This window comes from Leisingera sp. ANG-M7 (genome assembly GCF_000813965.1).
Classification (GTDB): domain Bacteria; phylum Pseudomonadota; class Alphaproteobacteria; order Rhodobacterales; family Rhodobacteraceae; genus Leisingera.
The window spans coordinates 12,126-31,975 of the sequence record NZ_JWLI01000017.1 but is presented as its reverse complement, the minus strand read 5'-3'; the positions used below and the strand labels follow the sequence as shown (position 1 = coordinate 31,975).

The window sequence follows — 19,850 nt, the reverse complement described above, 5'->3', positions numbered from 1 at the left end:
CCCGCCGGTCTGGCGGGCCTTGGAAATCGCATCAAGAGCCGGCTCAGAGCTGCGCCATGACCTCGTCGGTGGCCTCAAAATTAGTGGTAACACGCTGGACGTCGTCATCATCTTCCAGCGCATCGACCAGCTTCATCAGCTTCTGCATGCCTTCCAAGTCCAGCTCGGTAGTGGTGGTCGGCTTCCAGACCAGCTTGGTCGACTCGGATTCGCCCAGTTCGGTCTCAAGCGCGTTGGAGACATCGTTCAGGTCGCTGTCGGCACAGTAGATGATGTGGCCGTCCTCGGAGCTTTCGACATCCTCGGCCCCGGCTTCGATCGCGGCCATCATCACGGTGTCGGCGTCGCCGACGGAGGCCGGGTAAGTCACTTCGCCCTTGCGTTCGAACATGAAGCCGACCGACCCGGTCTCACCCAGGTTGCCGCCGTTCTTGGAGAAGGTAGAGCGCACGTTGGAGGCGGTGCGGTTCTTGTTGTCGGTCATCGCCTCGACGATCACCGCAACGCCGTTGGGGCCGTAACCCTCGTAGCGGATCTCGTCATAGTTCTCGGCGTCGCCGCCGATGGCCTTCTTGATGGCGCGTTCAATCACGTCCTTGGGGACGGATTGCGACTTGGCTTCCTTGACCGCCAGGCGCAGGCGCGGGTTCTTGTCGGGATCGGGGTCGCCCATCTTGGCGGCCACGGTGATCTCCTTGGCCAGCTTGGAAAACAGTTTCGACCGTGCCGCATCCTGACGGCCCTTGCGGTGCTGAATGTTAGCCCATTTTGAATGGCCTGCCATGGTGCATCCTTGCTGCTGTATATCTGAATTGGCGCTCATATAGCCTTGGGATGCGCCGGCTTTCAAGCGCCCCTGCCCCGCTTTGCCCTTGTTCCGCGGGGTTTCGGGGATAAGCTGGCGTCATGACATATGATCAAGCTGTTTTGTTTGCGCTATTTGCTGCTGTCTTTGCCCTGCTGCTGTGGGGGCGTTTCCGATACGATCTGGTGGCCTTTGCCGCGCTGATGGCAGGCGTGGTGCTGGGGGTTGTGCCTGCGGGCGAGGCTTTTGCGGGCTTCGGGCACCCGGCAACGCTGGTGGTGGCGCTGGTGCTGATCGTCTCCGCCGGGCTGGTGCGGTCCGGCGCCGTGTTCCTGATCACCCGGACGCTGGTGGACAGCGCCCGCGGTCTGGGCGGCCACATCGCGCTGATGGGCGGGGTTGGCGCTGTGCTGTCTGCCTTCATGAACAATGTGGCTGCGCTGGCCTTGCTGATGCCAGTCGACATCCAAACCGCCAGGAAGGCGGGCCGTGCGCCGGGGCTCAGCCTGATGCCGCTGTCTTTTGCCACCATCCTGGGCGGCATGGTCACGCTGATCGGCACGCCCCCCAACATTATCATCGCCGCAATCCGCGGCGAGACGCTGGGGGAGCCGTTCAAGATGTTCGATTTCGCCCCGGTCGGCGGGATTGCCGCGCTGGCGGGGCTTGCCTTTGTAGCACTGATCGGCTGGCGGCTGATCCCCGCGAGGGAGAATGCAGCCGGTGCCTCGGAGGCGCAGCTGGCGCCCTATATCGCCGAGCTGACGGTGGGCGACGGCTCTGAGCTGATCGGCAAGCGGCTGGGGGAACTGGATGAAGAGGCCGAGAAGGCCGATGTTGCCATCCTGGGCCTGATCCGGGACGGCAAGCGGCGCTATGGGCGCTCCGCCGCGGCCACGCTGCGCGAGGGCGACACCCTGGTGATCGAGGCAGAGCCTGAGGCGCTGGACGAGTTTCGCAGCGCGCTGAAGCTGGAGTTTGCCGACGCTGCGCGGGCCGAGAAGCTGACGGCGGCAGGCGAAGGGCTGGAGCTGACAGAACTGGTGGTGCCGGAAACCGCACGCATCCGCGGGCGGACCGCGCAGTCCATCGGGCTGGCATGGCGCCAGAGCGCGGTGCTGCTGGGGATTTCCCGCCAGGGCACGCGGATCACCCGCCATATCCGTCAGACAGAGGTTCAGGCCGGTGATATCCTGCTGCTGCTGACACCGCGCGGGCGCAGCGCCGATGTGGCGGACTGGCTGGGCTGCCTGCCGCTGGCCGCGCGCGGGCTGGCGGTGACCGCCAATGACAAGACCTGGGCCGCCATCGGGCTGTTTGCCGCCGCAGTGCTGGCGGCCTCTGTCGGGCTGCTGTACCTGCCGGTGGCGCTGGGGCTGGTGGCCATCGGCTATGTGCTGCTGAAGATCCTGCCGGTGGCAGAGATCTATGACCACGTGGAATGGCCGGTCGTGGTTCTGCTGGGGTCAATGATCCCGCTGGGGGCGGCGCTGGACACATCCGGCGGAACAGCGCTGATTGCCAATGCACTGACCGGGCTGACCGCGGGCCTGCCCGCCTGGGCGGTACTGACGGTGCTGATGGTGGTCACCATGACCCTGTCGGATGTGCTGAACAACACCGCCACGGCGATTGTGGCAGCGCCTGTCGGCATCCAGATGGCGGAAACGCTAGGGGTCTCTCCGGACCCCTTCCTGATGGCGGTGGCAGTGGCAGCTTCAGCCGCGTTCCTGACCCCGATCGGGCACAAGAACAACACGCTGGTGCTCGGGCCTGGCGGCTATCATTTCGGCGACTACTGGCGGATGGGACTGCCGTTGGAAGCGCTGGTTATCGCCGTGTCCATACCGGCCATTCTGGTTTTCTGGCCCCTGTAAGGGCCACGCGGAGGCAGCCGCTTATTGCGACTGTTCCTGCTCAACCGGGAGTGCGCGGGCGGCACCGGTGGTCTGGACTTGCGACACCAGAGCAATCGCAGTGGAGCCTGCGAGAACGACAAACAAAAACACTTTTCTGAAACTCATGGTCCTGGCCCTTGTGAAGACACTGCTCCTCTCCATATGGGCAATAGTTTAACAGTTTCATGTAACCACGGTCACAGAAGGCGGCTTTTCGCCGCCTTTTTTGCTGGCTTGGGCAGGCTCAGAGCGGCCAGAAGAACGGAATGAGCAGCGAGGCGACCATGCCGACGGTCAGGTTCAGCGGAATGCCGACGCGCAGGAAGTCGGTGAATTTATAGCCGCCGGGGCCGTAAACCAGCGTGTTGGTCTGATAACCGATCGGGGTCGCAAAGGACGCCGAGGCTGCCACCATCACCGCCACCACAAGGGGGCGCGGATCCACCCCCATCGCCTGCGCGAGGCCGATGGCAATCGGGGTGACAACCACGGCAACGGCGTTGTTGGACACCAGTTCCGTCAGCACCGAGGTCAGCAGATAAACCGCCCAGACCAGCAGGAACGGCGGCAGCATCGACAAGCCTGGCGCGATGGCGTTGACGATCAGAGCCACCGCGCCTGAGCTTTCCAGCGCCGCTCCGATGGCCAGCATTGAGAAGATCAGCGCCAGCAGCCGCCCGTCGACAAAGGAAAACGCCTCATCCGCGTCAATGCATCGGGTTATGAAGACCAGCGACACCATCAGCAGCGACAGCATCAGGATCGGCGCAACCCCGAAGGCGGCCAGCAGCACGATGCCAAGCAGCGCAACGACCGCAATCGGCGCGTGGCTGCGGCGGTAGGCGCGCTGGGTCGGCTGCGAGACATCGGCAAGGTCCATGTCAGCCGCCAAGCGCTGGATATCGGCGGGCGCGCCCTCCAGCAGCAGGGTATCACCGATCCGCACCACCAGGTCATCGAGCTGCACACCGATGTTCTGGTTCCGCCGGTGCACCGCCAGCGTGTAGACACCATAGCGGCGGCGCAGGCGCAGGGCGCCGAGGCTGCGGCCCACCATGCGGCAGCCGGGGGTGATCAGAACTTCGACAGTTTGGGTCTCGATGGCGGAGACCTGATCGACCCGCTTCAGCTCCTTGTTGGATTGCAGGCTCAGAAGCTCTGTCATCCGGGTCCGCAGCACGACCCGGTCGCCGACCTGCAGCTCCACGCCCTTGAGGTTGCGGCGCAGCGAGGCATCGCCGCGGATCACGTCGATGAGGCGCACGCCTGGACGCTTGAACAGCTGCACGCCAGTGACTTCGCGGCCAATGAGGTTGCTTTCGGGTGGAATGACCGCCTCGGTAAAGAATTTCATCTTCGACTTGTCGCTCAGCAGCTCTGCCATGCTGTCGCGCGCAGGCAGCAGTCGCGGCGCGATAAAGCGCAGGTAGATCATACCGTAGGCAACAAGGATCAGCCCCAGCGGGGTGACCTCGAAGATCGTGAAAGGTTTCAGCCCCTGCGCCCGGGCCACACCATCCACAAGCAGGTTGGTCGAAGTCCCGATCAGCGTCAGGGTGCCGCCAAGGATCGCCGCATAGCTGAGCGGGATCAGCATCTTAGAGGCGGAGACATTGAGGGTGCGGGCGATCTGGATGAAGACCGGGATCATCACCACAACCACCGGCGTGTTGGAAACCACGGCAGAGGCAGTGACGACAAACGCCATCAGCAGGGCCACGGCCAGCTTGGGGTTTACCTCCGCCTGTTTCTTGGCGATCTGGGTAAAGGCATCCAGCGCCCCGGTGCGCACAAGCGCACCCATGATGATGAACATCGCGGCAATGGTCCAGGGTGCCGGGTTGGACAGAACCGGCAGCGCCTCGCCATAGGGCAGAATGCCCGTGGCCAGCATCGCCGCCACGCCGGTCAGCGCCACAACTTCGGTCGGATAGGTTTCCCGCAGGAATGCCACGAACATCGCCAGGACTATTGCAAGCGCCAAAAACGCGCTGCCGGTGTCACCAAGTTGGAAGTATTGCATATACCGTGACTTTGCCCATTTTGTTCAAGGCAGACTGCGCCCTGCAGACGCACCGCCATCGCGCAGTTTCCCCGAAACCGGAAGCCTGAGCAAGAATTTCCGCAATTGCAGCCGCTTAACCGCCTGCATTCGGGATTTTTTACGGCAAACGGCCGCCACAGCGGCAATTCCTCCCGTCAACAAGCCGGGCCAAGGGCTCAAAGTGCAGCCTAGGGGGCAGCTTCCTGCAGCAGACCGCCGTTGCGCACCATGCGAATCTGCTTGGCCGCGCCGGTGCGGTCATCGGTCTCGACAAACACGCCGGACAGCGTCGCCTCGCCATTCGCCGGGGTAAAGCGGGCCTTGGGCATGCCGGTCAGGAACCGGCGCATCGGCTCGGCCTTATCCATGCCAATGACGGAATTGTAGTCGCCGCACATGCCCGCGTCGGTCAGATAGGCAGTACCCTCTGACAGGATCTGCGCGTCTGCTGTCGGGACATGGGTATGGGTGCCCACGACAAGCGATGCGCGGCCATTGCAGAAGTGGCCCATCGCCATCTTCTCGGAGGTGGCCTCGCAATGCATATCGACGATAACCGCCTGCGCCAGCCCGCCGCGGGGATGCGACTTCAACACCGCCTCCACCGCGCCAAAGGGATCGTCAAAGGCGCGTTTCATGAACACCTGCCCCAGCGCCTGCACCACCAGCACCTTACGTCCGCCCGGCGCGGTGAACAGCCTGTAGCCGCGGCCAGGCGCGCCCTTGGCAAAGTTCAGAGGACGTATGATGCGCTGCTCTTTCTCGATGAACTGCAGCATGTCTTTTTGATCAAAGGCGTGGTCCCCCAGCGTCAGGCAATCGACGCCCGCATCCAGCAAAAGCTTGGCGTGCTCGCCGCTCAGCCCCATGCCGTTGGAGGCGTTTTCGCCGTTCACCACAACAAAATCGAGCCGCCACTCATCACGCAGCCGCGGCAGGGTTTCGGTGATGGCTCGGCGCCCGGCGCGGCCCATCACATCGCCAAGAAACAGAATTCGCATTGCGGCGTGGTACGCGGTTGCCGGTCTCAGGACAAGAGCCGCGTTGGCCGCGCAAAACTTTTCAAAAAATTTTGCCAAGATTTTTCGAAAAATCTTGGCTGCCCTGCGCGAAGTCAGCGGCTGAACTGCAGAATGCGGCTTTCGGTGACGAGCATATCGAGCGGCTGATCGGTGGGCTCCAGCGGCAGATCATCGGCTTCTTGCGCGTCAAAGGCAAACCCGATAGCCAGGGTGGCCCGCTTGCCGCGCAGCAGTTCCAGGGTGCGGTCGTAAAAACCGCCGCCATAGCCCAGCCGCCCGCCATTGGCGTCAAATGCAACCAGCGGCACCACTAGAATCTCCGGCTCAAAGAAGTCGTCGAACTCAGGCACCATTGCACCGAATGGGCCGTCTCGCAGCGCGCCATCGGGCTGCCAGCGGCTGAATTTCAAGGGCTGCCCTGCTCCCATGATCACCGGTACACCGACGGGGCCGTGCGCCGCGGCCTCTGCCATCGCAGGCACCGGGTCGATCTCAGTGCGGATTGGCAGGAACCCCGACAGCGGCACGCCGCGGTAGCCGGCCAGTACTTCCGACAGGTGGCCTGCCGCGCCGGGAATGTTGCGGGCATGGGCCTCCTTGCGGCGGGCAAAGGCGGCTTTGCGGGCGGCGGCCTTGATTTCAGTCAGATCCGTCATGGCGGTCTCCTAAAGCAAAAGAGCGGCCGCAAGGCCCAGGAAGGCGAAAAAGCCCACCACATCGGTCACTGTGGTCACAAAGGCGCCTGAGGCCAGCGCCGGGTCAATTCCGGTTTTCTCCAATAGAACCGGGATCACCGTGCCCGCCAGCCCGGCCACGACCAGATTGACCACCATAGCGACGGCGATCACCACGCCCAGCATCGGCGAACCGAACCAGGCCAGCCCCACCAGCCCCATGACGATGGCAAAAATCACCCCGTTTACCAGCCCCACCAGCACTTCCCGCCGGATAACGCGCCAGACGTTGGAGCCGGTGAGATCGCGGGTGGCAATGGCGCGCACCGCAACTGTCAGCGACTGGGTGCCCGCGTTGCCCCCCATGGAGGCGACGATCGGCATCAGCACGGCCAGCGCCACGATCTGGGCAATCGCTGCCTCAAACTGGGCAATCACCAGCGAGGCCAGAACTGCCGTCACCAGGTTCACCGCCAGCCAGGGGAAGCGGCGCTTGGTGGTTTCGATCACGCGGTCGGCGAGCGAGCTTTCCTCGCCAACACCGGCGAGGCGGAGGATGTCCTCCTCGTGCTCCTCGTCCAGCACGATCATGGCATCGTCGATGGTGATGACCCCGACCAGCCGACCCTCGTCATCGACCACCGGGGCCGAAATCAGGTGGTACTGGTTGAAGGCATAGGCCACGTCTTCCTCGTCCTGATCAGCGGGAATGACCTGAAAGGTATCCTCGACCAAATCGGTCAGCGTCACATGGCGCTTGGCGCCCATGATCCGGCCCAAAGTGACATTGCCGACGGGGTGCAGGCGCGGATCAACCAGAACGACATGATAGAACTGCTCCGGCAGGTCGTCAGAGTTGCGCATGAAATCAATCGCCTGCCCGACATTCCAATGCTCGGGCGCCATCACCACCTCGCGCTGCATCAGGCGGCCTGCAGAGTTTTCCGGGTAGCTTAGCGATTGTTCGACCGCGACCCTGTCAGCGTCTTCCAGCGCGTCCAGAATGGCTTCCTGCTGCGGCACTTCCAGGTCTTCCAGCAGGTCGACGACATCGTCGCTGTCCATCTCCCGGACCGCGTCGGCCAGCACCAGCGGGTTGAGGATCTCGATGACCTCCTCGCGGATGCTTTCATCCAGTTCCGACAGAATCTCGCCGTCGAATTCACGGTCATACAGGCGGATCAGCCTGGTCCGGTCGTCGGAATCGATCTGTTCCAGAAGGTCGGCGATGTCGGCTGCGTGCAGGTCTTCCAGCAGCTCTGTCAGGGTTTGCTGATCGCCCTGCTCTACCGCGTCCAGAACCTGCGCGACCATCTTGCGGTCGAGGTCATAGGCATCTTCCTGAGACTGGTCGCCGGTGATGTTGTCGCCGCTGCTCATCTGATGCCCCCCGGAATTTCTTGGTCTTTGCGTGCAAAATAGAAGAGCCCGCCACTGGAAAACAATGGCAATGCCGCAATTTACCCGCACCCCTTCGGCGGGTATCCTGCGCGGAGCCATTTTGCAAGGAAAGGGTTCAGCGCATGGGCACCGGTTTCATCCTGAAGGGGCAAGTTCTTGCCTTTGCCGCATCTCCCTTTGCCGGGGAGCGCCCAGAGGACGCAACCCTGCTGCGGGAAACCGTCGCAGTGAAGGACGGGAAGATTGCGGGCGCCGGCACGCTGGCAGAGATGCAGGCGCTGCTGCCGGAGGCGAAGACCATGGACCACTCCGGCAAGCTGATCATGGCGGGGTTTGTCGATGCCCATGTGCACTACCCTCAGACCGCGATCATCGCCAGCTGGGGCAAGCGTCTGATCGATTGGCTGAACAGCTATACTTTCCCTGAGGAGATGCGGTTCGGCGACCGCAGCTATGCAGACGAAATCGCAAGCCGGTACCTAGACCTGACAACGGCCCACGGCACCACAACGGTTTGCAGCTATTGCACAATCCACCCGGAAAGCGTGGATGCGCTTTTCTCCGCTGCGAAGGTGCGCGGGCAGCGGGTGGTGGCGGGCAAGACCTGCATGGACCGCAACGCGCCGGAGGGACTGCGGGACACTGCGCAGTCAGCCTATGACGACAGTGAGGCATTGATTGCGCGCTGGCACGGGGTGGACCGGCTGGAATATGCGATCACCCCGCGGTTTTCGCCCACCTCGACGCCGGAACAGCTGGAGGCGATGGGGGCGCTTTGGGCCAAGCATCCGGAATGCCTGATGCAGACGCACCTGAGCGAACAGACGGATGAAATCGAGTGGGTTAAATCTCTGTTCCCGCAGGCCCGTGATTACCTGGATACCTATGAGGAGTTCGGCCTCTTGGGCGCCAAAGGGCTGTATGGCCACGCGATCCATCTGGAGGAGCGCGAGCGGCACCGGCTGCGGGATTACGGCGCAGCGCTGATCCATTGCCCGACATCCAATACCTTCATTGGCTCCGGCCTGTTCAACATGGCAGGGCTGATGGCGGAAGGGCACCGGATCGGCCTTGCAACCGACACCGGCGGCGGTTCCAGCTTTTCGATGCTGCGCACGATGGCGGCGGCATATGAGGTCGGCCAGCTGCGCGGCATACCCCTGCACGCGGCACAGCTGCTCTGGCTAGCGACGCAGGGCTCCGCCACGGCGCTGCGGATGGAGGCGAAGATCGGCAATATCGCACCTGGCATGGAGGCGGATCTGGTGGTGCTGGACCTTGCCTCCACTCCAGCCATTGCCCAGCGGTCCGCGCGGGCCGAAGATATCTGGGAGGCGGTTTTCCCGACTATCATGATGGGCGACGACCGGGCCGTTGCCGAGGTCTGGATAGGCGGCAAGCCGGTTACTGGCAGATAGCAGCCCGGCTTCAGCAGCCCGGACGCGCCAGAACCATCACCCAGATATTGCCCGCGCCGCGGGCAATGGCGAACTCGGTCACCTCGCGGCTGAGCATGTTTCTGCGGTGGCCTCGGGAAGCCTGCCAGCTGGCCATCGCCTCAGTCAGGCCGGGCTGGCCCTTGGCAATGTTCTCGGCCGCCGCGCACCAGCCGTAACCAGCGCGCGTCAGGCGGGTTTCAAGCGTGCTGCCGCTGCTGCCGGTGTGGGAGAAGAACCCTTTGCGTGCCATGTCCCCGGCATGGGCCAGCGCGGCCTTTTCCAGCCCGGCGGAATAGGCCAGCGGCGGCAGGCCGGAGCCGGCACGCAACCCGTTTAGTCCGGCCAGGGCGGCGGAACGGTCCACGGCTTGCGCGTGGGCCTGCGCAGCCCAAAGGATAAGGAAGGCTGCGGCAAGCCGCCGTTTCCTCATTGTGTCATCCTTCCATCAGTTTTTGTGCCAGCTTGCCGTGGCTTTCGATTAGCCTCGGCAGGTCCAAGGTGGTCAGTTCACCGCCGCGGACGATCTGCCTGCCCTCGACAAACAGGTGCTTGACCCGGGTCGGGCCTGCTAGCAGCAACGCGGCCGCATCCCAGCAGCCGCTGGAGGCAACGCCCCTGGTGTCCCAGATGGCAATATCGGCGCGCTTTCCCGGCTCCAGCCGCCCGCAGTCGGGACGCCCCAGCACATCAGCGCCGCCGCGGGTGGCGATTTCCAGCGCTTCATAAGCGCTCATAGCGTCGGCCCCGTTTGCCACCCGTTGCAGCAGCATGGCCTGACGCGCCTCAGAGCTGAGGCTGGCCATGTCGTTGCTGGCGGAACCGTCAACGCCCAGACCCACCGGCACGCCCGCATCCCGCATCGCACGCACCGGCGCAATACCGCTGCCAAGGCGGCAGTTCGAACACGGGCAATGGGCAACCCCGGTGCGGGTTCTGGCAAAGAGGTCAATCTCTTGCGCGTCAAGCTTAACACAATGCGCGTGCCAGACATCATCGCCGGTCCAGCCCAGTTCCTCGGCATACTGGCCGGGGCGGCAGCCGAAGTTAGCCTCGGAATAGGCGATATCCTCATCGTTCTCGGCCAGGTGTGTGTGCAGCATCACGCCTTTGTCGCGGGCCAGCTGGGCGGCATCTCGCATCAGTTCACGGCTGACGGAGAACGGCGAGCACGGCGCGAGGCCTACGCGGCACATGGAGCCTTCGGAAGGATCATGGAAGGCGTCCACCACCCGGATCATGTCGTCGAGAATGGCGCGCTCATCCTCGACCAGGCTGTCGGGCGGCAGACCACCGTCGCTTTCGCCGATGCTCATGGCACCTCGGGTCGGATGGAACCGCACACCGATATCGCGGGCAGCATGGATGGTGTCCTCAAGCCGGGAGCCGTTGGGGTAGAGGTACAGGTGGTCGGAGCTGAGGGTACAGCCCGACAGCGCCAGTTCGGCAAGACCCAGCTGGGCGGAGATGAACACTTCGTCCGGACCAAAGCGCGACCAGATCGGGTACAGGGTCTGCAGCCAGCCGAACAGCAGCGCGTCCTGTCCGCCCGGCACTGCGCGGGTCAGGTTCTGGTACAGGTGGTGATGGGTGTTCACCAGGCCCGGAGTAACGACGCAGCCGCGGCCTGAGACCACGTCGCCGCCGGTTTGCAGCCCCTGCCCGACTGCGGCAATTTCACCGCCGCGGATCAGCACATCGGCGCCATGCAGCACACGGCGTGAATCGTCCATCGTCAGGACGGTATCTGCGTTTTGAATCAGGATCTCTGTCATATCCACACACTCCAATAGACCGCCCGCTTCATAGGAATGTGTGATCGGCCGATGGAAAACGGGCGAAGAACCGGCCTGCACGGAAACTACAAGCCGGGGCTGCCATTTTCAACCCGTTTAGGTCTGGCGCAGCAGGTCCAGCGCTGCCGCATGGAGTTCCGCATTGGCCGCCGCCAGGGCGCGGCCGCCGTTGTGGGCCGGCTTGCCGTCCCAATCAGTCACGATGCCGCCCGCCGCCTGGATCACCGCAATCGGCGCCTGGATGTCATAGGCGTTGAGGCCAGCCTCGATCACCAGATCCGCCTGCCCTGCCGCCACCAGCGCATAAGCGTAGCAATCCATGCCGTAGCGGGTCAGCTTGGCTTGGGCTGAGACCCGTTCGAAGCCTGCCCTCTCCGCAGTGGTTCCGACCTCAGGGAATGTGGTGAACAGAATTGCTTCCGACAGGGCCGCAGTGCCGCGGGTCTTCAAGGGCATCTCGCCCAGCGGGCCGGTCATCGAAGCAATCTCCGCCCCGCCGCAGAAACGCTCCCCGGTGTAGGGCTGGTCGATCACGCCGAGAAACGGGCCATTTTCGTCCGCCAGCGCAATCAGCACCCCCCAGGTCGGTGTGCCGCTGATGAAGCCGCGGGTGCCGTCGATCGGATCCAACACCCAAATGCGGCCGGACTTGCCGGCCGCGGTGCCAAACTCTTCGCCCAGAATGCCGTCATCAGGGCGCAGATCTGCCAGAACCGTACGCATCGCCTGTTCGGCAGCGCGGTCGGCAACGGTCACCGGATCAAACCCGCTGTCGAGCTTGTTCTCGGTATTCAGGGAGGGGGTTCTGAAATGCGGCAGGATGGCAGCGCGTGCCGCGTCTGCCATCCTGTTCGCTACGTCGAGGTCCGTGAGTGATGCCTGTGTCATACCCGAACGGGTGCCACTCAGGCGCTTTCATTGCAAGCGCAAACCCCGCCACTCACCGGTTTTGCGCTGCAATTCCCTGACGGGCCGGGATCCGGATCCCGGCCCTGCCCCGTCTTCAGGCGACGTCGCTCAGCACGCGGGCCAGCTCAAACAGGCGGCGGCGCTGATTTTCAGGAATCGAGTAATAGGACCGCACCAGATCGAGGGCTTCCTTGTCACCCATCAGGTCCTCTGGCACGGAGGCCTTTTCCGCCGGGGCCTTGCCCTCTTCCTGCAAGCCTTCGAAGAAGAAGCTCACCGGAACTTCCAGCGCGTCGGAAATATCCCACAAACGGGAAGCGCTGACCCGGTTGGCACCGGTTTCATATTTCTGAATCTGCTGGAATTTGATGCCGACCTGCTCGGCAAGCTGCTGCTGCGTCATGCCAATCAGCCACCGGCGGTGGCGGATGCGCTTTCCCACGTGCACGTCTACGGGATGAGCCATGCGTTTCTCCTAACTGTCATTTCGGCCAAAACCCGGACCGCGCTACCAATCAAACTGTTCTGGCAGCTTTGGATGCCTGCCGGAAACATGTTTCCCCATCAGCGCGATCAGTCTTCAACCTCTGAGCAAAAGTGTACAACCCTTACGGTTGATTGCAAGACTGCCGTCGCGCATGACGTGGCCTAAAGTCTCAAGCGCATGATTTCACGAAGCATTTTCCCAAACGTTTTATTGCCAATTGACTGGGGATCGCGTACCTCCCCAGAAATAGCGAGGTGCAGACCGCAAGTTCGCCCCGGCAGTGTGCCACGGCGAATCACGGTGATTCCCGCAGAAGGTGAGGAGAACACATGCAGGCTTTCCAAGTCTCCGCTTTTGGCACACCGCCAATTCTGACGGAAACGCAATGCCCGACCCCCGGTCCCAGCGAAGCGGCAGTTGCCATTCACGCCTGTGGCCTGAACTTTGCCGACCTGCTGATGACGAAGGGCACCTATCAGGACACACCTGAACCGCCCTTCACCCTGGGGCTGGAGGCCGCTGGTTTGGTGACAGCGCTTGGTCGTGGAACCGAAGGCTTTTCCGTCGGCGACCGGGTGGCGGTGTTCAGTGGCTCCGGCGGGCTGGCGGAAGCAGGTGTCTTTGATACCGCGCGGCTGATCCGGATCCCCGATACGATGAGTTTTGAACATGCCGCGGCGATGCAGATCGCCTATGGCACCAGCCATATGGCACTGGATCACTGCGCCCGGCTGCAGCCGGGGGAAACGCTGCTGGTGACCGGTGCCGCCGGAGGTGTCGGGCTGACAGCGGTCGAAATCGGCAAGCTGATGGGGGCCACGGTGATCGCCCAGGCCCGCGGCCGGGACAAGCTGGACGTGGCCGCGGCGGCAGGCGCCGATCATCTGATTGATGCCAGTGAGGACCTACGCAGCGCAGTCAAGGCGCTTGGCGGGGCCGATGTGGTCTATGATGCCATTGGTGGCGATGTGTGGCAGGCGGCTTTCCGCTCTGCCAATCCCGGTGCGCGGCTGCTCCCGGTCGGTTTCGCAGGCGGTGAAGTGCCGCAGATCCCGGCCAACCATCTGCTGGTGAAAAACCTGACGGTGATCGGATTCTACCTGGGCGGCTACATGAAATTCCGCCCCGAAGCGGTGCGCCAGTCTTTCGAGAAGCTGTTTGCCTGGCACGGCGAGGGCCTGATCAAGCCGCACATCAGCCACATCCTGCCGCTGGCGCAGGCCGAGGAAGGGCTGGAACTGCTGCGCAGCCGCAAGTCCACCGGCAAAGTGGTGATCACCATGGGCGGCAATTGACAATCCCGGCGGCCGCCGAAAGGGCTCCCGCCCGCAACCAGCGCATTTCTGCGAAATGCACCGCAGGCGCTGAGCCTGGCCCAAGACCTCCAAGGGTGTGCTGGCAAAGCCTGGGCAGCCTGCGGGCGCGGGAATTTCGCCCTGCCAGCGGGTCAGCTGGCAGCGCGCAGCGGTGTTGACCACAGCCCCTGGAAACCCTGCCGGATGAACGCCGCCAGTTCCTCGACATAGGGCGCATGCACGCGCTCCGCCCCATACAGGTTGATATGCTGCATCGGCAGTTCCGGCAGGCTGCAGCCCGGGCCGATCAGTTCCTGATAGGACGGCTGGGTGCCCTCCAGCAGCACTCCGACGGCCAGGTCGGCGCTGACCGTTGCCTCGACAGTGCGGTCCGAGTCGCTGTCCAGCGCCATTTCCCATTCGATACCGGCCTCATCCAGCGCTGCAGTCGCCACCGGGCGGAAACTGCAGTTACGGCAGAATCCCAGCCGCAGGGGCCGCTGCCGCCAGACCGCCCCGTCCGGCGCGCCAACCCAGCGCAGGGGCATGCTGTGAATGGTCTCACCGCCCTCGCCCGCGCCGGTTTCGGTGGTCAGGATCAAATCAAAGGCACCGCGCGCAAACTCAGTCTTGAGATCGCGAGTATTTGAGGTGCAAAGGTTCACATTGACCCGCGGATAGCTGAGGCTGAACCGCTTCAGCACCTGTGGGATGACCGGGTGCACCACATCATGCGGCACCCCCAGCAGCACCTCGCCCTCAAAGGCCTGATCGGTCAGCCGGCTGATCACTTCGTCATTCAGCGCCACCATCTTGCGGGCATAGCCCAGCATCTGCTCGCCCTCGGCCGTCAGCGCAATGGTGCGCCCGGACCGGTCCAGCAGTTCCAGCCCCAAGAGCTCCTCCAGCCGCTTCATCTGCATCGAGACCGCAGACTGGGTCAGATGCAGGAAACCGGCGGCACGGGTCACCCCGCCGTATTCCGCCACCGCCACAAAAGAGCGGAGCGTGGTGATATCGAGATTTCTTACCATCACAGAACCTGATTCATTGGATCAAAAACATTCGTTTTCAAAATATGCCATAGCGCCCCATATTCATCAACACAATTGATCACCCAGAAGGGATGCATCACAAACCCAACTGAAGGACCAAGCCAATGACCCTCGCGACCTCTACCTGCACCACCTCTTGCCACAGCGCCAAGCCCCAGCTGTCCCTGACCGCCCGCCTGCGGCTGCACATGGCTGCCTGGCGCCAGCGCCGACAGCTGGCACGGCTGGATGACCGCGCGCTGAAGGACATCGGCGTGACTCGTGCACAGGCGGACGCAGAGGCCCGCGGCGGGCTCTGGAAGGCACCGGATCACTGGAGTTTCTAAGAAAGCCGCCCCATTCCTGGCGCACTATTCCGGACGGGCCGCCGCAGCGCGGCCCGTTTGGTTGTTTTTTCATGTATTTCTTTGTCTGAAATACTTGAACCGAAGCCTGCTTCACCCGATATTTGGCGGGAAAGCTGCGGCCCGCGGTCCCATTCGTGTGCCGGCAGCGAGGGAGTAGATTACGGAGACCATTCAATATGGCACAATTCGACACCATCCGCTCTGCTGCAGGCGCTCGCGCCCAGCAGATTGATGAGGGCCTCCGCGCCCACATGAACAAAGTCTATGCCACCATGTCGGCTGGCACGTTCATCACTTTCCTGGCCGCCTGGGCGATTGCCGGGCTGGCAGTCACCTCGGACCCGGCCAATGCCGTGGCCCAGCTGAGCGCTGACAAGTACCTGACCAACATCGGCTATGCGCTTTATGCCTCGCCGCTGAAGTGGGTGATCATGTTTGCCCCGCTGGCCTTCATCTTCGGCATCGGCGCCGCCGCCAACCGCATGTCCGCGGCCGGCGTGCAGCTGCTGTTCTATGTCTTCGCCACCGTGATGGGCCTGTCGATCAGCTCGATCTTCCTAGTCTTCACCGGCGAAAGCATCGTGCAGGTGTTCCTGATCACCTCCATCGCCTTTGCGGGCTTGTCGCTGGTGGGCTACACCACCAAGAAGGACCTCAGCGGCATGGGCTCCTTCCTGATCATGGGCCTGATCGGCCTGATCGTGGCCTCGATCGTCAACATCTTCCTGGCGTCCTCCGCGATGGCGTTTGCGATCTCGGTGATCGGCGTGCTGATCTTTGCGGGCCTGACCGCATATGACACCCAGCGCATCAAGAACGACTACCTGCAGATGGCCCATGCGGGCGACCAGGAGTGGCTGGCAAAGTCCGCGATCATGGGCGCCCTGAGCCTCTATCTGGACTTCATCAACATGTTCATGATGCTGCTCCAGCTGCTTGGCAACCGCGAATAACCGCAGGCCACATACCAAAACAGCAAGGGGCGGATCTCAAGGATCCGCCCCTTTTCAATTGAACAACAATAACAAGGGGAACACCCATGAAAATCATTGAGATACAGGCCTCCGAGGCAGGCCGCTTGCTGCCGCTGCTGCAGGACCTGCACGCACTGCACGCGGAACATCAGCCAGAGCGCCACATTCCGGCGCCCGGCAGCAGCGATCTGGCCGCCTGGCTGCAGGACTGGCTGAAACAGGACAACGTCTGTGCGCTGGCCGCTGAAAGCCCGCAGGGAGCGCTTCTGGGCTACCTGATCTATGAACTGCAGAACCGCCCCGCCCTGCCCGTCCGGGCGGCTGAAACACTCGCCATGCTGCACCATATTTCCGTCACCGAAGCCTGGCGCCGCATGGGCGTGGGCAAGGCGCTGGTGGAGGCGATGAGGACGCAGGCGCTGGCAGAGGGGGCCACTGTGATTGCGGCCACCTATGCGCCATTCAACGGCGCCTCAGCCGCTCTGATGCAGGGCATGGGGATGGAGCCCGTGCTGACCGTCGCGGAATGGCGCGCCTGAGGTCAGGCGCCTGAGCAATCAAGGCCGGCGGAGATGGCAAGTGTCCCCTGCCGGCCGGCAACCGGCCGCGGGTCTCCGTCCACACGGCAGCCGGATGCGCTGCGGATCACTTCCCGCAACTGGGCTTCCGCAACAGCTGGCAGAACAGGCACCGCACTGGTTCCGGCAGCGCTCAGCACCGCAACACCGGCACTGCCTTCGCGCATCACGCTCAGGGTCAGCCTGCGTCCGTTGATGCCAATGCTATGCTCAGAAACCATCTGACGGGCTGTCCCGCCCTCCCCGTCAGCTCCAGCTGCGGGCAAAGGCGCCGCGGTGACCGCCGGGGGCAACGGCACCGCCGCCTTGGTTTCAAAGAAGCTGGAGACCGGTGCCCCGGCCACTGACATTACCGCTGCCAAAAAGAAAACCCGCACTGCACATCCACCCGTTCAATTAATCACCCTGGCCGTCAGGCTAGGCGTGAAATGGGGCGAGAAGGTGCCGGGGTGCAGGACAATGCACGCAGCATTTTTCGACAATTGAAGGCAGCAGGCCGGCGGACCACATGCCCCAAAAGAAAACGGGCCGCGCAGCGCGACCCGTTTCCGGAAATCCGTCAGTTAAGAAGGCTTACTTGATTTTGCCTTCTTTGTACTCGACGTGCTTGCGCACAACCGGGTCATACTTCCGCACAACCATTTTCTCGGTCATGGTGCGTGCGTTTTTCTTGGTCACATAGAAGTGGCCGGTGCCCGCGCTCGAGTTCAGGCGGATCTTGATGGTGGTCGGCTTCGCCATGGTGCTTCTCCTGCGTCCGAAAAGGCAGGGGCCTCTCGGTAAATTCCTATCTGAAGCCCGGCTTTTACCCGCCCTGCGCCCCAAGTCAACAGCCAAATCGCCCGGAACAGGCCCCGGAGGGCCAATTCTGCCGCCCCTGACGGCAGAACCAGGGTTTTGGGCGGCTTCCACCAGCAAGAGCGCAGTGAAACATGGCCTTAACAGCTGTTTGCCCCATTTCATTGGCATAACCCGCCGCGCCACATACCGAAAGCCTTGCCGATGCCTGAGCACGGGGTCCCCCGCCAGACAGATCCGCAACCGAATCTTCTGGTGCGCGCGGTGGCCGGCCTGCAGGTCTCGTTGCGCTACAAACTTCTGGCAGCATTTCTGACCGGAACCGGGCTGGTGATTGCCCTCGCACTGCTTGGACTGCAAACGCTGCAGCAGGCGAATGAACGGACCAGGCAGCTGATCCGGGACCAGCAGCAGATCGCGGCTTACAACAGGTTCTATCAAAGCGCGGGCGACGCGCTTGCCTTTGCCCTGGCCAGCATCTCGGAAAATCCTGGACGCATGGGGCTGCCCTTGGCACAGGCGCTGAATGAAGCCAATGATCTGACAGTCATTGTCGCCCGCTATGTGCGGCAAGTGGAACGGCAAAGCCTGCCCCGGGATTCCCGGCTGTCCGCCCTGCAGCGGACTGCACAGCGCCTGCCGCCCGCTGCTTCAGCCCTTGCAAAAGCACGGCAGTCCGGCGGCACCGCGGGGGTTGCCGAACTGGTCGAGAAGCAGTTTACCCCGATTGCACTGAGCATCCAGCGCGACGCCTATACAATTGCCAAGGACATAGAGGCCCGGATGAACCTGCGTGCGCAGGAAACAGCCCGGGCCTATGTGCGTGCCCGCGCCCTGGTTATCGGGGCGTGCGTGGCCGCAGTGCTGCTGTCGCTGCTCGCTGGCTATGCAATTTCCTCCTCGGTGCTGTGGCCCGTGGAGCAAATCGGCCGCACTCTCAGTGCCGTCGCCTCCGGGAAATTCACCGCCCGGGCCAAGATTTCAAACCAGGATGAATTCGGCGGGCTGGCACGTAACGTCAACAGCATGAGCCGGAAGCTGGGCGCGCTGTACGCGGAAGTCAATGCGCAGAAGGAGGAGCTGAAGTCCTGGAACAGCCAGCTGGAGCGCAAAGTCGCACGGCAGGTCGCCGAGCTGGAGCGGACCAACCGTCAGCGCCGCTTCCTGCCGGAGCCAGTGGCGGCAATGATCGTCAATGCCGGCGGCGGCAGCACCCTGCTGAACAGCCAGCGCCGCACCGTGACGGTGCTGTTTGCAGACTTGCGCGGCTTTACCGCCTATGCCAGCGCGGTTGCCCCCGAGCAGGTGATCGCCGCGCTCAACGCCTTCCACCAAGCCTCTGGCCCGCTGATTGATGAGGCTGGCGGCACGCTCGAGCGGTTCCTTGGCGACGGCCTGCTGGTTCTGTTCAATGCGCCGCTGCCCTGCAAGGACCCGGCCAGGCAGGCGCTGACACTGGCTGAGCAGATGCAGGATGCATTTCCCGGCGCGGTGAAACCGTTTCAAACCGGCGGCAGCCGGATCGGCCTGGGGATCGGGATTGCCACCGGCGAGGCGACGCTGGGCCAGATCGGTTTCGAAGGGCGGCTGGACTATGCAGCCATCGGCGCAGCTCCCAATCTGGCAGCCAGGCTGTGCGACAAGGCAGGCAGCGGACAGATCCTGCTGTGCGAAACAACAGCCCGTGCCATTGGCTCAGGCCTGCAAATGGCCGGTCAGTTCGAACTGAAAGGCATTCCCGGAAAGGCCATCGCCTATGAGCCGGAGAAACGCGCAGAAGGCCTGTAAGCCGGATCCTGTCCCCCCTGCCCCGTAAGGCAGGGATCGATGGCCATTCATCTAGGCGGCGCATTGCTGCGCCGCTCAAGCTGCCAACCCGGTCCCTCTCGGCTGAAGCGAACCTAGCGGCGGTTTTCCGGCGAACCGGAACCTGCCCGCGCGGGGACCCTATTTGGCATTGCTCCCGGTGGGGCTTGCCGTGCCGCCCCTGTTGCCAGGGGCGCGGTGGGCTCTTACCCCACCGTTTCACCCTTACCAGCCCAGAGGCTGGCGGTCTGATTTCTGTGGCGCTTTCCGTCGGGTTTCCCCGCCCGGGCGTTACCCGGCACCGCTGCTTCATGGAGTCCGGACTTTCCTCGCGGAGCTTACGCTCCCCGCGGCCATCCAGCCTTCTGCGCGTGGCGAGGCGTAGGAACAACCGCGTGCGGCGTCAAGCGGATAGTTCGGCAGCAGGGGCTTTGCCCCTCTTGGCCCTTGGCCAATTCACCTCAGAAATTTTCAGCCAGATGAAGAGCGGATCCTCTATTCTTCTGGCCCCAAATATCCCGGAGC

General features: G+C 63.2%; 19 protein-coding genes, 1 other RNA gene and 1 pseudogene. 7 read left to right on the top strand and 14 right to left on the bottom strand.

The window, feature by feature from the left end; all coding sequences use genetic code 11:
* Positions 1-43: 43 nt before the first annotated feature.
* Positions 44-784 carry a YebC/PmpR family DNA-binding transcriptional regulator gene (locus tag RA26_RS18115; RefSeq protein ID WP_039149004.1) on the bottom strand — a complete coding sequence of 247 codons (741 nt, stop codon included), beginning with the start codon at positions 782-784 and terminating at the stop codon, positions 44-46.
* A 122-nt stretch (positions 785-906) separates the two neighbouring features.
* Between RA26_RS18115 and RA26_RS18110 the strand changes: the two genes are divergently transcribed.
* Positions 907-2,682: an SLC13 family permease gene (locus tag RA26_RS18110; protein WP_039186119.1), complete on the top strand. Its 1,776-nt coding sequence runs from the start codon at positions 907-909 to the stop codon at positions 2,680-2,682.
* Between the two features lie 21 nt (positions 2,683-2,703).
* On the opposite strand, the gene RA26_RS23375 is transcribed toward RA26_RS18110, so the two are convergent.
* From RA26_RS23375 to mgtE, 5 genes are all read right to left on the bottom strand, one after another.
* Positions 2,704-2,829 (bottom strand): hypothetical protein, encoded by a 126-nt coding sequence (locus RA26_RS23375; RefSeq protein WP_275041647.1) that lies wholly within the window; start codon positions 2,827-2,829, stop codon positions 2,704-2,706.
* A gap of 118 nt (positions 2,830-2,947) precedes the next feature.
* Entirely contained in the window at positions 2,948-4,726 is a 1,779-nt protein-coding gene (locus RA26_RS18105; RefSeq protein ID WP_039186117.1) for an SLC13 family permease, read from the bottom strand.
* A gap of 209 nt (positions 4,727-4,935) precedes the next feature.
* On the bottom strand, positions 4,936-5,748 hold the full coding sequence (locus tag RA26_RS18100) for a TIGR00282 family metallophosphoesterase (protein ID WP_039186113.1): 813 nt from the start codon (positions 5,746-5,748) through the stop codon (positions 4,936-4,938).
* A 113-nt stretch (positions 5,749-5,861) separates the two neighbouring features.
* Positions 5,862-6,425, bottom strand: a complete 564-nt coding sequence (locus RA26_RS18095) for a 5-formyltetrahydrofolate cyclo-ligase (protein WP_039186108.1) — start codon at positions 6,423-6,425, stop codon at positions 5,862-5,864.
* A gap of 9 nt (positions 6,426-6,434) precedes the next feature.
* Complete coding sequence (mgtE, locus tag RA26_RS18090) at positions 6,435-7,823, bottom strand: magnesium transporter (protein ID WP_039186107.1); 1,389 nt, start codon at positions 7,821-7,823, stop codon at positions 6,435-6,437.
* Positions 7,824-7,966: 143 nt separating this feature from the next.
* Between mgtE and guaD the strand changes: the two genes are divergently transcribed.
* Positions 7,967-9,262: a guanine deaminase gene (gene guaD / locus RA26_RS18085; RefSeq protein ID WP_039186106.1), complete on the top strand. Its 1,296-nt coding sequence runs from the start codon at positions 7,967-7,969 to the stop codon at positions 9,260-9,262.
* Positions 9,263-9,272: 10 nt separating this feature from the next.
* Here the strand turns inward: guaD and RA26_RS18080 are convergent, their stop codons facing one another.
* The 4 genes from RA26_RS18080 to RA26_RS18065 all read right to left on the bottom strand — a co-directional run bounded on the left by RA26_RS18080 (position 9,273) and on the right by RA26_RS18065 (position 12,451).
* On the bottom strand, positions 9,273-9,713 hold the full coding sequence (locus tag RA26_RS18080; RefSeq protein ID WP_039186105.1) for a CAP domain-containing protein: 441 nt from the start codon (positions 9,711-9,713) through the stop codon (positions 9,273-9,275).
* A 4-nt stretch (positions 9,714-9,717) separates the two neighbouring features.
* Positions 9,718-11,055, bottom strand: coding sequence for an 8-oxoguanine deaminase (locus tag RA26_RS18075; RefSeq protein WP_039186103.1), 1,338 nt, complete (start codon positions 11,053-11,055; stop codon positions 9,718-9,720).
* Between the two features lie 117 nt (positions 11,056-11,172).
* Entirely contained in the window at positions 11,173-11,964 is a 792-nt protein-coding gene (gene hisN / locus RA26_RS18070) for a histidinol-phosphatase (RefSeq protein WP_039186099.1), read from the bottom strand.
* 115 nt (positions 11,965-12,079) lie between these two features.
* Complete coding sequence (locus tag RA26_RS18065) at positions 12,080-12,451, bottom strand: helix-turn-helix domain-containing protein (protein WP_019295723.1); 372 nt, start codon at positions 12,449-12,451, stop codon at positions 12,080-12,082.
* 350 nt (positions 12,452-12,801) lie between these two features.
* On the opposite strand from RA26_RS18065, the gene RA26_RS18060 reads away from it, so the two are divergent.
* Positions 12,802-13,767, top strand: coding sequence for an NADPH:quinone oxidoreductase family protein (locus RA26_RS18060; protein WP_039186097.1), 966 nt, complete (start codon positions 12,802-12,804; stop codon positions 13,765-13,767).
* Between the two features lie 152 nt (positions 13,768-13,919).
* On the opposite strand, the gene RA26_RS18055 is transcribed toward RA26_RS18060, so the two are convergent.
* On the bottom strand, positions 13,920-14,801 hold the full coding sequence (locus tag RA26_RS18055) for a LysR family transcriptional regulator (protein ID WP_039186094.1): 882 nt from the start codon (positions 14,799-14,801) through the stop codon (positions 13,920-13,922).
* 125 nt (positions 14,802-14,926) lie between these two features.
* Between RA26_RS18055 and RA26_RS18050 the strand changes: the two genes are divergently transcribed.
* The 3 genes from RA26_RS18050 (at position 14,927) to RA26_RS18040 (ending at position 16,682) form a co-directional block, all read left to right on the top strand.
* The gene (locus RA26_RS18050; RefSeq protein ID WP_039186091.1) at positions 14,927-15,148 is read left to right on the top strand and encodes a DUF1127 domain-containing protein; all 222 of its coding nucleotides are present in this window, start codon (positions 14,927-14,929) and stop codon (positions 15,146-15,148) included.
* Positions 15,149-15,345: 197 nt separating this feature from the next.
* On the top strand, positions 15,346-16,122 hold the full coding sequence (locus tag RA26_RS18045) for a Bax inhibitor-1/YccA family protein (RefSeq protein ID WP_019295727.1): 777 nt from the start codon (positions 15,346-15,348) through the stop codon (positions 16,120-16,122).
* An 86-nt stretch (positions 16,123-16,208) separates the two neighbouring features.
* Entirely contained in the window at positions 16,209-16,682 is a 474-nt protein-coding gene (locus RA26_RS18040; protein WP_039186090.1) for a GNAT family N-acetyltransferase, read from the top strand.
* A 2-nt stretch (positions 16,683-16,684) separates the two neighbouring features.
* Here the strand turns inward: RA26_RS18040 and RA26_RS18035 are convergent, their stop codons facing one another.
* Together RA26_RS18035 and rpmG are read right to left on the bottom strand one after the other, a co-directional pair.
* Positions 16,685-17,071, bottom strand: coding sequence for a hypothetical protein (locus tag RA26_RS18035; RefSeq protein WP_039186086.1), 387 nt, complete (start codon positions 17,069-17,071; stop codon positions 16,685-16,687).
* Between the two features lie 223 nt (positions 17,072-17,294).
* The gene (gene rpmG / locus RA26_RS18030; protein ID WP_008554190.1) at positions 17,295-17,462 is read right to left on the bottom strand and encodes a 50S ribosomal protein L33; all 168 of its coding nucleotides are present in this window, start codon (positions 17,460-17,462) and stop codon (positions 17,295-17,297) included.
* Positions 17,463-17,723: 261 nt separating this feature from the next.
* Between rpmG and RA26_RS23450 the strand changes: the two are divergent.
* Positions 17,724-19,217, top strand: a pseudogene (locus tag RA26_RS23450) (adenylate/guanylate cyclase domain-containing protein); the annotation flags it as partial.
* A 71-nt stretch (positions 19,218-19,288) separates the two neighbouring features.
* On the opposite strand, the gene rnpB reads toward RA26_RS23450, so the two are convergent.
* An RNA gene (gene rnpB / locus RA26_RS22195) (RNase P RNA component class A) lies at positions 19,289-19,694 on the bottom strand.
* Positions 19,695-19,850 lie beyond the last annotated feature (156 nt).